This is a genomic window from Lederbergia citri, from assembly GCF_018343625.1.
GTDB lineage: Bacteria > Bacillota > Bacilli > Bacillales > Bacillaceae_C > Lederbergia > Lederbergia citri.
Genome location: NZ_JAGYPG010000001.1, coordinates 348,488 through 361,697 on the forward strand (window position 1 = coordinate 348,488; position 13,210 = coordinate 361,697).

14 protein-coding genes are annotated in these 13,210 nt (G+C 36.4%); 11 read left to right on the forward strand and 3 right to left on the reverse strand.

What is annotated here, in order from left to right; translation table 11 throughout:
• Positions 1-28 precede the first annotated feature (28 nt).
• The 6 genes from KHA97_RS01905 (at position 29) to KHA97_RS01930 (ending at position 4,224) form a co-directional block, all read left to right on the forward strand.
• On the forward strand, positions 29-379 hold the full coding sequence (locus tag KHA97_RS01905; protein WP_213123062.1) for a lmo0954 family membrane protein: 351 nt from the start codon (positions 29-31) through the stop codon (positions 377-379).
• A gap of 19 nt (positions 380-398) precedes the next feature.
• Complete coding sequence (locus KHA97_RS01910; protein WP_213123063.1) at positions 399-1,061, forward strand: PspA/IM30 family protein; 663 nt, start codon at positions 399-401, stop codon at positions 1,059-1,061.
• A 79-nt stretch (positions 1,062-1,140) separates the two neighbouring features.
• The gene (gene liaF / locus KHA97_RS01915) at positions 1,141-1,857 is read left to right on the forward strand and encodes a cell wall-active antibiotics response protein LiaF (protein ID WP_213123064.1); all 717 of its coding nucleotides are present in this window, start codon (positions 1,141-1,143) and stop codon (positions 1,855-1,857) included.
• Positions 1,854-2,879 (forward strand): sensor histidine kinase, encoded by a 1,026-nt coding sequence (locus KHA97_RS01920; protein ID WP_213123065.1) that lies wholly within the window; start codon positions 1,854-1,856, stop codon positions 2,877-2,879. Before liaF ends, KHA97_RS01920 begins: the two co-directional genes overlap by 4 nt.
• A 16-nt stretch (positions 2,880-2,895) precedes the next feature.
• Positions 2,896-3,531 carry a response regulator gene (locus tag KHA97_RS01925; RefSeq protein WP_213123066.1) on the forward strand — a complete coding sequence of 212 codons (636 nt, stop codon included), beginning with the start codon at positions 2,896-2,898 and terminating at the stop codon, positions 3,529-3,531.
• Positions 3,532-3,564: 33 nt separating this feature from the next.
• The gene (locus KHA97_RS01930) at positions 3,565-4,224 is read left to right on the forward strand and encodes a potassium channel family protein (protein WP_213123067.1); all 660 of its coding nucleotides are present in this window, start codon (positions 3,565-3,567) and stop codon (positions 4,222-4,224) included.
• Between the two features lie 49 nt (positions 4,225-4,273).
• On the opposite strand, the gene rnjA is transcribed toward KHA97_RS01930, so the two are convergent.
• Positions 4,274-5,941 carry a ribonuclease J1 gene (gene rnjA, locus KHA97_RS01935; protein WP_213123068.1) on the reverse strand — a complete coding sequence of 556 codons (1,668 nt, stop codon included), beginning with the start codon at positions 5,939-5,941 and terminating at the stop codon, positions 4,274-4,276.
• Positions 5,938-6,156 carry a DNA-dependent RNA polymerase subunit epsilon gene (locus tag KHA97_RS01940; protein ID WP_213123069.1) on the reverse strand — a complete coding sequence of 73 codons (219 nt, stop codon included), beginning with the start codon at positions 6,154-6,156 and terminating at the stop codon, positions 5,938-5,940. The genes rnjA and KHA97_RS01940 overlap by 4 nt, the downstream gene beginning before the upstream one ends.
• A gap of 584 nt (positions 6,157-6,740) precedes the next feature.
• Here KHA97_RS01940 and KHA97_RS01945 point away from each other — a divergent pair.
• The gene (locus KHA97_RS01945; RefSeq protein ID WP_213123070.1) at positions 6,741-7,574 is read left to right on the forward strand and encodes a Cof-type HAD-IIB family hydrolase; all 834 of its coding nucleotides are present in this window, start codon (positions 6,741-6,743) and stop codon (positions 7,572-7,574) included.
• 441 nt (positions 7,575-8,015) lie between these two features.
• On the opposite strand, the gene def is transcribed toward KHA97_RS01945, so the two are convergent.
• Positions 8,016-8,570, reverse strand: coding sequence for a peptide deformylase (def, locus tag KHA97_RS01950; RefSeq protein ID WP_213123071.1), 555 nt, complete (start codon positions 8,568-8,570; stop codon positions 8,016-8,018).
• Between the two features lie 133 nt (positions 8,571-8,703).
• Here def and KHA97_RS01955 point away from each other — a divergent pair, with 133 nt between their 5' ends.
• The 4 genes from KHA97_RS01955 (at position 8,704) to KHA97_RS01970 (ending at position 13,208) form a co-directional block, all read left to right on the forward strand.
• The gene (locus tag KHA97_RS01955; protein WP_213123072.1) at positions 8,704-9,351 is read left to right on the forward strand and encodes a YkyA family protein; all 648 of its coding nucleotides are present in this window, start codon (positions 8,704-8,706) and stop codon (positions 9,349-9,351) included.
• A 396-nt stretch (positions 9,352-9,747) separates the two neighbouring features.
• Positions 9,748-10,863, forward strand: a complete 1,116-nt coding sequence (pdhA, locus tag KHA97_RS01960) for a pyruvate dehydrogenase (acetyl-transferring) E1 component subunit alpha (protein WP_213123073.1) — start codon at positions 9,748-9,750, stop codon at positions 10,861-10,863.
• Positions 10,864-10,866: 3 nt separating this feature from the next.
• The gene (locus KHA97_RS01965) at positions 10,867-11,844 is read left to right on the forward strand and encodes an alpha-ketoacid dehydrogenase subunit beta (RefSeq protein WP_213123074.1); all 978 of its coding nucleotides are present in this window, start codon (positions 10,867-10,869) and stop codon (positions 11,842-11,844) included.
• A gap of 29 nt (positions 11,845-11,873) precedes the next feature.
• Positions 11,874-13,208: a dihydrolipoamide acetyltransferase family protein gene (locus KHA97_RS01970; RefSeq protein WP_213123075.1), complete on the forward strand. Its 1,335-nt coding sequence runs from the start codon at positions 11,874-11,876 to the stop codon at positions 13,206-13,208.
• Positions 13,209-13,210: the final 2 nt, after the last annotated feature.

A 13,210-nucleotide genomic window follows, 5' to 3' on the forward strand; every position in this document is an offset into this window, starting at 1 on the left:
TCATAGAGAACGGAAGGAGGAAAAAATAATGAAAAAGTTTTTACTTATTACAGCTGCTGTTATCTTAGCGATAATCGCACTATCAAGTGTAGGTCATATGATAGGAATGGCGATCAGCCTGTTTATTGTTTACTTTTCCTATAAGCAATTTATGGCTACAAATTCAACAGTAGGCAAAATCATTTGGGCATTGATCGGGTTGATTGGATTTTCGGGATTATTAGGAAGTCTGCCTGCTCTAGCGGGAGTTGCAGCTATTTACATCCTTTACACAGGATATAAAAATTGGGACAGAACAAAAGAGACACCAGTTGTTAAAAGTGAAGATCCATTTACCGGTTTTGATCGCGAATGGGCAAAATTAAAAAATCAAAAATAAAGAAACGAGGGAACATACGATGACAAACTTTTTTGAAAAAATGAAACAATCGATTATTGACGATTTTCAAGGTGTGACAGAAGTGAAAGTAAATCAAAACCCTATTGCACAATTAAATAAATATGTTCGTGATAGTGAAAAAGAATTAGAAAAGGCCGGAAAATTAGTTGAAAGACAAAGATTGTTAAAGAATGAATTTCATAAAGAATGGAAGCAAGCAACTGCTCTTGCAAATAAACGTAAAGAACAAAGGGATTTAGCCATTCACGCTGGTGAGGATGGATTGGCAGAGACTGCACTGCTCTATCAGGCGCAAGCAGAAGAGCAAGCAGATCGTCTCAAGAAGGCCTATGATACAGCTATCGAGCAATTGTCGGAGCTAGAACAGAAGCATGAAGAAATGAAATTAAAAGTAAAGGATATGCATATTAAGAGATTAGAACTTATGGGCAAGGAAAATGTCCTTTCAATGAAAGAAAAAATGAATAAGTTATTAAGTGAATCCGAGTTCGGTCAGGCGGCAGAAAATTTTGATTCAGTAGCATCCGAGATGAAGAAAAAAGAATCGAACTTTGACGATGAATATGAAATTACCATTTTCGATGCCAAGATTCAAAAGCTGGCAAAAGAAATAAATAATGCAGAAAAACAAATCCAGAAACAAGAAAACGTGGTACAATAACAAGTGTTTAAGAAAGGCGTAGTATGTCGCCTTTCTTTCCACTTTCATTATGGTTTTTTGGAGAAAGGAGGAGGATAAAATGAAAAAGATGAGCAAAACGAGTCTAATTGGCTGGTTTATGCTAATTTCCGCCATTGGGATGGGATTTGAAATTCTTTTTAATTGGCGGCTTTTTATCCCTCTAGTTATAGGCTGTTTTCTTTTATATACAGCAAGAAACTCTCGAAAAAAAAGCAATGTTCGACTAATCATTGGTTTGTTTTTAATTGCCACTTCTATATTATCTTCGGCTTTTCTTAAATTCTTTATTTTAGTTGCAGTTATATATGGACTAATGCAGTACTCAAAAACGAAAAAGCTGACTAATCATATTGTCGTTAAAACAGTTGAACCTGATCCTAAATCGTCGGTATTGAAGAAAAAACAACCCTTTATTAAAAATATCTTTCTAGGAAGTCAAAAAGTAGTTAATGAAGTTTTTGAATGGGATGATATAAATATTCAATGTGGTCTTGGAGATACTGTCGTTGATCTTGGAATGACAATGCTTCCTCCTGGTGAGAGCACCGTCGTAATTAGAAGTTTTATTGGCAATGTCCAATTGCTTGTTCCTTTTGATGCTTCCGTAGTTGTAAATCATTCAGGAATTAGTGGAAAGTTGAAAGTGTTTGATGAAGAAACTGAAATATTCAATTCTAATATCATTTATCATCCTGACAGTAATGAAAATTCGGTGCGTACTATAAAAATTATTACGAATGTTATTGTTGGCAATGTTGAGGTGAGGAGAATATGAGAATTCAAATTACATTCTCAATTTACTTTGCTTCAGCAGCCTTTATAGCTTCTATTTTTGTAGGTTCAGCCCTCATTTTTTTGATTGATGCAGACTGGTATACTGCACTGCTCCGAGAAAGTATTTTTTTATTGCCTAATGGAATTTTTATTTTACTTATTTGTATTATATTTGGAGCAGTCACGGGTTGGATTATTGGATATACTGTTCATCAAAAAAGTGATGAAGTAGCTGCAAGATTATTAGAAATTGAACAAGGAAATTATGAGTTCAATCCTGAAAAAAGAAAACATAATGATGATTTTTTAATAATATGGCATAGAATAGAAGGAATTTCACGACGTCTTAAAGAACAAGCAATTGTACAACAAAAATTGGCTAACGAAAAAGTGGAATGGAATAATCAATTAAAAGAAGAAGTGTTGACGAAGGAACGAAACAGACTAGCTAGAGAGCTGCATGATTCTGTAAGTCAACAATTATTTGCTGCCACAATGCTTTTATCGGCTATTAATCAAAACCCAGATCCTACGAGTGAAACGGCAGTAAAGCAAAGAAAGCTCGTAGAAAGCATTATTAATGAAGCCCAAAGCGAAATGAGAGCATTGCTTTTACACCTTAGACCTGTTCAACTCGAAGGCAAAAGCTTGAAATCGGGAATAGAAGAGCTGCTTTCTGAACTTACTTCTAAGTTGCCTTTAGAAGTGATATGGAATATTCAAGATATTAAATTGGATAAAGGTGTTGAAGATCATTTATTCCGGATTGTTCAAGAAGCGGTTTCGAATACTTTGAGACATGCTAGGGCGAGCCTCTTGGAGGTCAATTTAAAGCAAATCAATCAAGTAATATTCTTAAAAATATTAGATAACGGGCGAGGGTTTGATATTGATAATGCTAAATCTGGTTCATATGGGTTAACGAATATAAAAGAACGGGCTTCTGAAATTGGCGGAAGTGTAAAAATGATCAGTATTATTGGAAAGGGATCAAATATCGAAGTGAAAGTACCAATTTATTAAAAAAAGGATGAGGAGAATGATAAAGGTACTACTTGTGGATGATCATGAAATGGTGCGCATCGGTGTCTCGGCATATCTTTCAGTTCAGACGGATATTGAAGTAATTGGCGAAGCAGAAAATGGAGCAATAGGTTTAGAAATGGCTTTAGAATTACGACCAGATATTATTCTAATGGATCTTGTAATGGACCAAATGGACGGTATTGAAGCGACAAAAGCGATTATTAAGGAATGGCCCGATGCCAAAATTATTATTGTCACCAGCTTTTTGGATGATGAAAAAGTGTATCCCGCTTTAGAAGCTGGAGCCGCTAGTTACATATTAAAAACGTCAACTGCCAGTGAAATTGCGGATGCTGTAAGGGCAACATATAAAGGACAATCCGTTCTTGAACCAGAAGTTACAGGAAAGATGATGGCCCGAATGAAACAGAGAAATAAACCTGTCCTTCATGAAAGCCTAACAAATCGGGAATATGAAATATTATTGCTAATAGCTGAAGGAAAGACAAACCAAGAGATTGCTGAAGAATTATTTATTGGGTTAAAGACTGTCAAAACACATGTAAGTAATATTTTGAGCAAGCTTGAAATACAAGACCGCACTCAAGCGGCTATTTATGCTTTTAAAAATCAACTAGTGAATCAATAATATACTTCATTTGATTAAACGGAGGAAATAACGTTGAAAAAACAATTCGCAGTTATTGGACTTGGAAGATTTGGAGGCAGTATTTGCAGGGAACTCGCAGAACAAGGAATGGAAGTATTGGCCATGGATAAAAACGAGGATCGAGTTAATGAATTTGCCTCCATTGCTACACATGCAGTCATTGCAGATACCACAGATGAAAACATTTTAAAAAGCCTTGGAATTCGAAATTTTGACCATGTTATCGTAGCGATAGGTGAAGATATTCAATCAAGTATATTGACAACACTAATGTTAAAGGAAATAGGAGTCAATCATATTACAGTTAAAGCGCAAAACGATTATCATGAGAAAGTTCTATTAAAAATTGGAGCAGATTATGTCGTACATCCTGAAAGAGATATGGGAAGGCGTATTGCTCACTATATTGTTTCTAATAATATATTAGATTACCTAGAATTATCAGATGAATATAGCATAGTTGAAATTAAAGTAAATGATTTACTTGCCGGACATTCATTAATGGATTTGGATGTGAGGGCAAAATATGGCTTGAACATCGTTGCGATTAAAAGGGGAACAGAAATTATTGTATCTCCTCAAGCAGATGACCCTCTCAAAAAAGAGGATATCTTGATTGTAATTGGTGCTGATAGTGATATAAACAGATTTGAAAAGAAGGTAATGGAATAAAGTGAAAAGCTGCTGGCAAATTCGTAAAATTGCCAGCAGCTTTTTATCATTACACTTCCATAATAATTGGTAAAATCATCGGTTTACGCTTAGTCTTTTCATATAAAAATGGCGTCAACGTATCCGTTATTTCATTTTTGATTTCGGACCATTGAGTCGTTTTCCGCTCCATAATTTTATTTAGATGTTTTCCAATCATTCGTTGGGCTTCATTAATCAAATCTCCGGATTCACGCATATATACAAAGCCACGTGAAATAATATCCGGTCCTGCCGCAATCGTATGATTTTCCATATCTATGGAAACCACGACAATAACTAGACCCTCTTCAGAAAGAATTCGTCTGTCACGCAATACAATATTTCCGATATCACCTATTCCACTGCCATCTATATATACGGACCCGGAAGGAATTTTTCCAGCGATCTCCGCAGTTTGATCGGTCAATGCAAGTACATCCCCATTATCCATAATAAAGCAGTTTTCTTCAGGAACATCACAATCAATAGCCAACTGAGCATGTGTCTTTTGCATGCGAAACTCTCCGTGAATCGGCATGAAAAATTTTGGCTTCATTAATCGGAGCATTAATTTTTGCTCTTCCTGACTACCGTGACCGGATGTATGGATATCGTTTAAGGATCCAGCAATTACATCAGCGCCGGCACGATATAATAAGTTAATTGTTCGATTAACGCTAATTGTATTACCTGGAATTGGAGAAGACGAGAAAACGACTGTATCTCCCGGTTGAATTTGAATTTGACGGTGAGTTCCATTCGCAATTCTTGATAATGCCGCCATAGGTTCACCTTGACTACCTGTGCAAAGAATCGTCACTTTATTGGCAGGGAGGCGATTTAGTTGCTGTGTGGATATGAACGTATCTTTTGGAGCACGAATATATCCGAGTTCTTGTCCAATTTCAATTGCAGCGTCCATACTGCGTCCGAACACAGCAATCTTTCTCCCCGTTGCAACTGCAGCATCTGCTACTTGCTGAAGTCGATGAATATTTGAAGCAAAAGTTGCGAAAATTATTCGGCCATCTACTTTACGAAAAATGTCATTAATACTATCGCCGACTCGTCTTTCAGACATTGTAAAATTTGGAACTTCTGCATTTGTACTATCTGATAATAGACAAAGGACACCTTCTTTTCCTATTTCAGCCATTTTAGTTAAATTTGCAGGCTCGCCAACAGGTGTAAAATCAAATTTGAAGTCCCCTGTATGGACGATGTTTCCTGGAGGCGTCTTTACTACAATTCCGTATGAATCAGGAATGCTGTGAGTCGTGCGGAAGAACGTTACCGATGTTTTTCTGAATTTAATCACATCGTCCTCTTTGATTTCAAAAAATTTCGTTTGTCGTAAAAGACCGTGCTCTTCTAGTTTGTTTTTAATAAGCCCTATAGCTAATTTTCCTGCATAGATTGGAATATTTACTTGGCGAAGTAAATAAGGAATGCCTCCAATATGATCTTCATGACCGTGCGTTACAAATAATCCTTTTATTTTATCAACATTTTTAACAATATACGTATAATCAGGAATGACATAGTCAATCCCTAGCAATTCGTCTTCCGGGAACTTGATGCCAGCGTCAATTAATATAATTTCATCTTGAAATTGTACGCCATATGTGTTTTTTCCAATTTCGCCTAGCCCTCCAAGAGCAAAAACTGCTGTTTGGTCATTTTTTACAAATTTCATGATGACACATTCTCCTGTAGTTTAAAATGCTCACTTTCTTTCTCGTATTCGAGGTATGCACCTTCCAATAATTGAATAAATTCAATATTGATTTGTTGGTCTTTTAGCAATTTGCGAACGGCACGCTCATTGTCTGCTTCCATATACATGGATTTTGTTTTTTCGCGAACTGGCATTTCGCTTTTACTATCTTGATAATACACTTTGTACATCATTTTTATCTCTCCTTAACTCCGTTGTCTATTATTAAAATTATTTGGGACAACTTAATCATTATTATTTTTATTTTAATACTAGATGCAAACAGCTTAATTTAATAAAGAATAAGCCCTCCGAAAAAAACAGAGGGACCTTAATTGTTCATTAAGCAATTGTTTTTTTTCTAAGTAAATCTTTCCACCGTTTTAAAAGCTTTTTTCTCAGCTTCTTAAACATTGTGGATCACTCCTTATTATCTATTTTAACCGATACGAGTGCAAAGTAAAAGCAACTTGCAAATAGAAGAGGTAAATTTATGCAACTTTTTTTGTTAAAATAAATAGGATATGTTTTTATAATGCATTATTCTTAAACATTGCTTGTGTCAATATACTAAAACCTCCACGTAATATACCAATGTTGGCTTGCCCTAGGAAGTGGACTAGTACTTATTTCAGTCTAGCTCCAAGCTCAATCTGCTCTAGCTCAAAAGCCATAGGCCGGTGCCTTGCAATTTTCTAATTTTATTATATGCTTTCTATACGTTCTCTATCATAAAGTTAAAAAGAAATAGAAGAATTCAACAAGAGGAGTTTGTTAAATGAAAAAAATAGTTTTCTTTGATATTGACGGGACATTACTTGACGATGAAAAAAATCTACCTGCTTCTACTAAAGAAGCAATTAAAACACTGCAGGAGAAAGGTATCTATACGGCAATTGCAACGGGAAGAGCACCTTTTATGGTTACTAAACTGCTTGAAGAATTAAATATGGAATCATTTGTAAGTTTTAATGGTCAATATGTTGTGTTTAGGAATGAAGTAGTTTATGCAAATCCTTTAGATACAAGTGAACTAAAAAAGTTAATAAAATCAGCGGAAGATCATCTTCATCATTTAGTATTTTTAAATGAATCTACTTTAAAATCTAATGTAAAATTTGATCAGCGGGTGAAAGAAAGTCTTGGAACTCTCCAAATGGTTCATCCTGAGTATGACCCAAGCTTTTACGAAAAAACCGATATTTATCAAGCGCTATTGTTTGCAAAAGAAGGTGAGGATTCATATCTTACAGAGTTCGAGAAAAACCTTACTTTTATTAGATGGCATGAGGAATCGATGGATGTTGTGCCGAAAGGTGGATCAAAAGCAGAAGGAATAAAAAAACTTATTGAAAGACTAGGGTTCGAAATGGAAAATGTGTATGCATTTGGAGATGGTTTGAATGATATTGAAATGCTGCAAACAGTTGGTACCGGGATTGCGATGGGAAATGCACATGAAGCAGTAAAAATGCATGCTGACCTTATTACTTCCAATGTTGATGATAATGGGATAGTAAATGGTTTAATTAAAGTGGGGCTACTAGAGGAAAATTTTGAAATTATTAAAACAAAAGCGCAAGCGCCTGTTAGCGACGTACAAACTTTTTAGGGTTCTGACGAGATAAAGGAAACACGATGAGCCACGAAAAGCGGAAGGCGCCTGAATAAAAGAAGAAAGGCTAAGTACGCAACGTCCTGTTGCAGGCTCAAGCAGCGACGTCCTGTCGCTTCGCCTGCACTAGTACATCCATGTACGTCGCAACGCCTTCCTGACCCGCATCCTGCGGGCATCCGACAAGCAAATGTTCTGAGTCAAAAAAGTCGCTCTTTGACTTTATTGACGCGGGTTTTTGACCTCGAGGGGTTGGCGCCCGTAGCTGGACATTAAAGGCGAGTCGATGTTGACTTATCGTAGGAAGAAACCGGAAGTTTGCAAGTCGCCGGCTGCTTGCGCTAGACGGGAACCACCTGCTTAAAAGTTATCCATAAAGTTCCAATCAATAATTTCCTAGAGAATAAAAAAAAGCTGTCAATATAATATGACAGCAAATTATCTTTCAATAGGAATAGCGCCTTCCGGAATATAAAATGGATTACTATCATTAATATGATCGTAGAACATAATCCCGTTCAAATGATCGAGCTCATGTTGGAAGACGATAGCTGGCAGGCCCTTTAAGCGTAGTTTTATTTCTTTACCTTCAATATCGTATCCTTTAATTGTTATTCGGGCATGTCTCATTACATAACCCGGTACAACTCGGTCTACCGATAAACACCCTTCACCAGCTGTTAAATATGCCTTTTCTACAGAATGGCTAATAATTTTTGGGTTTATTAGAGAATAGTGATATTTTTTTCCGTTATCGTCTTCTAATCGAACCGCGAACATTCTTTTTAAGACATTGATTTGTGGTGCAGCAAGCCCAACACCAGCTCTGAGCCCATATTTTTCACTTATCTCTGGATCTTGGCTATTCTTTAAGTATTCTTGCATGCTATTTAAAATATTTATATCCTCTTGTGAAGGAGGCAAAGGAACTTCTTTTGCTACCTCTCTTAAGACGGGATTATCTTCGCGGATAATGTCTTTCATTAAAATCATTATGTTCACTCCTGTTTAAGCAAGTATGTATAAAATAGAAAAGATTCAAATCAATCTTATTTTATTTTTTGCTTTATTGTCAAATAGACCATATCACAGTATAGTTATGAGGGAAACAGTTAGGAGGAATTAGATGAAAAAATTACATACGATTGTATTTGTTTTATTAATATCCGTCTTTTTATCTGCTTGTTCATCTAATGAAGATCATATTTATCAAACACTGGAAGCAACTGCTGCTAAAGAAGCTGATTTTGAAAAACAGCAACAGCCTCTTTCTAAACTAGAAACTAATGAAAAAGAGTTATTTGATCAAATTTTGGATTTGGGTATGAAGGACTTCGATCAAATTTCTAAGCTTGCAGATGATGCACTAGCAAATTTGAAGCAAAGAGAAGAACATTTGAAAAAAGAAAAAGAGTCCATTGAAAAAGCAAAAGAAGAATTTAAACTTGCTACTGATGAATTTAATAGTATTAAAGATGAAAAACTTAAGAATCAAGCTCATGATTTGCAAGAAATAATGAATACACGTTACAAATCATATGAAAAATTGTATTCAGCATACATGAACGGACTTGCTGAAGATAGAAAAATTTATGAAATGATAAAAAATGAAGATTTAAAGCTTGAAGATTTGCAAACACAAATTGAAGCATCCAATAAAGCTTATGAGGATGTAGTAGAAATGAATAGCCAATTCAATGATCAAACTGAAAAGTTTAACAAGTCTAAATTGCAATTTTATAAAGATTTAGGAATAAAAGTAGAATCGAAATAACAAAAGGGGGACGGTTAAATTCCGTTTCTTTTTAATTTATTTAAAATCTAATGTATAACAGAAGTAAAATAAAACCTTTTTTTATAAAACAGATTAATGAAATTTAATAGTACAGTTCCAGTCAAAAGTTTAGGTATACGATACACTAAAGCTATTTCATTGACGAATTAACTGTTTTCATGTACTCTAAATGTGGTAAAAACTTTGTATTAATTTTTTTAAGAAAAAGATTAGTACAGTTCGTTTTTTTAGATAGGAAAGTTTTTCTGTTTTTCTTCTTAAGAAATGTGGAAAACCTATACTAGTATGAAATCCGGTACATGAATAATCTCCCGCTTTGGGCAATTTATTATGTCCGTTATCAAATATTATGATTAGAAAGGATAGGTGGCTTCAATGGCTTCTAAAACAAAGAAGACACAATTCGATGCTGTGAAAACACTCGAAAATATTGAAAGTCAATTTGAAATGGTTCAGATCTTGAATGAAAAAGGAGAAATCGTGAATGATGAGCTAGTTCCAGATTTATCTGATGAACAACTTACGGAACTAATGCGTCGTATGGTTTATACAAGAATTTTGGATCAGCGAAGTATTTCATTGAACCGTCAAGGTCGCCTTGGTTTCTACGCTCCAACTGCTGGTCAAGAAGCATCACAGCTTGCATCTCATTTCGCACTTGAAAAAGAAGACTTTATCTTACCAGGATATAGAGATGTTCCACAAATTATTTGGCATGGACTGCCGTTGTATCAAGCTTTCCTATTTTCCCGTGGTCATTTTGTAGGAAATCAAATTCCTGAAGGAGTTAATGTAATTCCACCACAAATCATTATCGGTGCACAATATGTTCAAGCAGCTGGTGTTGCTCTTGGAATGAAAAAGCGTGGTAAAAAATCAGTTGCTGTTACATATACAGGTGATGGCGGATCTTCACAAGGAGATTTTTACGAAGGAATTAACTTTGCAGGTGCATATGGTGCTCCAGCTATCTTTATTGTGCAAAATAATCAATTTGCCATTTCGACTCCACGCGATAAGCAAACAGCGGCAACAACGATTGCTCAAAAAGCAATCTCAGCAGGTATTCCAGGAGTTCTAGTCGATGGTATGGATCCGTTAGCCGTATATTCAGTTGTAAAGGAAGCGCGTGACAGAGCCATCAATGGCGGTGGCCCAACATTAATCGAAACAATGTGCTATCGTTATGGCCCACATACAATGGCTGGAGATGATCCTACTCGTTACCGTACATCTGATACTGATAATGAATGGGAGAAAAAGGATCCACTAGTAAGATTCCGTAACTACTTGGTTAATAAAGGAATCTGGAATGAAGAAAAAGAAAATGAAGTAATCGAGCAAGCAAAAGAAGATATTAAAGTAGCGATCAAAAAAGCGGACGATACTCCGAAACAAAAGGTCACTGACTTGATTTCAAATATGTATGAAGAGCTTCCTAACAATTTACAGGAACAGTATGAAATTTATAAAGAGAAGGAGTCGAAGTAAGCCATGGCGCAAATGACTATGATTCAAGCTATCACGGATGCGCTTCGCACTGAATTGCGCAACGATGAAAATGTTCTCGTGTTTGGAGAAGACGTCGGGGTAAACGGTGGTGTTTTCCGTGCAACAGAAGGGTTGCAAAAAGAATTCGGAGAAGACCGCGTCTTTGATACACCACTTGCAGAGTCAGGAATCGGTGGTTTGGCTATTGGGTTAACGACACAAGGCTACCGTCCAGTTCCAGAAATACAATTTTTTGGCTTTGTATATGAAGTAATGGATTCTGTAAGCGGACAAATGGCTCGTTGGAGATACCGTACTGGTGGAACCTTCCATGCACCAATTACAATTCGTTCCCCATTCGGAGGAGGAGTACATACTCCTGAAATGCATGCAGATAGTCTTGAGGGCTTAATGGCTCAGCAACCAGGTTTAAAAGTAGTAATTCCTTCGACACCTTATGATGCCAAAGGACTTTTAATATCAGCCATTAGAGATAATGACCCGGTCATTTTCTTAGAACATATGAAATTATACCGTTCTTTCCGTCAAGAAGTTCCAGAGGGAGAATATACAATTCCTTTAGGAAAAGCTGAAGTGAAGCGTGAAGGAACAGATTTAACGATTATTTCTTATGGTGCTATGGTTCATGATTCATTGAAAGCTGCTGAAGAGCTTGAAAAAGAAGGCCATTCAGTAGAAGTCATTGATTTACGTACAATAAGCCCTATTGATATAGATACAATTATTGCATCTGTTGAAAAAACAAATCGAGCAATCGTTGTTCAAGAAGCTCAAAAACAAGCAGGAATTGCAGCGCATGTTGTAGCAGAAATTAATGATCGCGCAATTCTAAGTCTTGAAGCTCCTGTTCTACGAGTCGCAGCTCCTGATACAGTGTATCCATTCTCTCAAGCAGAACCGGTATGGCTTCCTAACCATAAAGATATTATCGAAACTGCAAAGAAAGTATTAGAATTTTAAACAATTTTATCTAATAGGAGGGAATACCATTGTCATTTCAATTTAAAATGCCTGATATCGGTGAAGGTATCCACGAAGGCGATATAGTAAAATGGTTTGTAAAACCTGGTGACAAAGTAGCTGAAGATGATGTGCTTTGCGAAGTTCAAAATGACAAGGCTGTTGTCGAAATTCCATCTCCAGTAGCTGGAACAGTTGAAGAAATTCTCGTTGATGAAGGTCAAACTGCAACAGTTGGAGATGTTCTCATTAAATTCGATGCACCTGGATATGAAGATCTTCAATTTAAAGGGGATCATGGAGAAGAAAAAACAGAAGCGAATGTACAGTCTACTGCGGAAGCTGGACAAGATATTAAGAAAGAAGAAGTAAAAGCTGAGGAAGCCAAATCTTCAGAAACGACTGGCGCAGGTGCACAGCCTGAAGCAGATGCTGACCCAAATAGTCGTGTAATTGCGATGCCATCTGTAAGAAAATACGCAAGAGAAAAAGGTATCAATATTCAACTTGTTAAAGGAACTGGTAAAAACGGACGTATTTCAAAAGAAGATATTGATGCGTTCATAAGCGGTCCATCCGTTACAGAAACTGCTGAAGCGGCAGCACCAGCACAAGAAGAAAAAACAGCTGCTGCAGCGGCTCCAGTTATCCCAGAAGGAGAATATCCAGAAACTCGTGAAAAGATGAGTGGAATTCGCAAAGCTATTGCAAAAGCTATGGTAAATTCGAAACATACAGCACCACACGTCACTTTAATGGATGAAATAGACGTAGAAAAGCTTGTGGCTCACCGTAAGAAATTTAAAGAAGTAGCTGCAGCAAAGGATATTAAACTAACGTTCTTGCCATATGTCGTTAAAGCTCTTGTAAGTGCATTGCGTGAATTCCCTGCGCTTAATACATCAATAGATGATGCAACTGATGAGATTATTCATAAGCATTATTATAATATTGGTATTGCAGCTGATACGGAAAAAGGTTTGTTGGTGCCTGTTGTCAAACGCGCAGATACAAAATCTGTTTTTGCCATTTCAAAAGAAATTAACGAATTAGCTGATAAAGCACGAACAGGAAAACTTGCACCTGCTGAAATGAAAGGTGCTTCATGCACAATCACAAATATTGGGTCTGCTGGCGGACAGTGGTTTACTCCAGTCATCAATCATCCTGAAGTAGCCATTTTAGGAATTGGACGTATCGCAGAAAAACCAGTCGTTCGCAACGGTGAAATTGTTGCAGCTCCTGTATTGGCATTATCACTAAGCTTTGACCATAGAATTGTAGACGGTGCAACAGCTCAGAATGCACTTAACCAAATTAAACGACTGCTTAACGATCCTGAACTTTTATTAATGGAGGCGTAAAA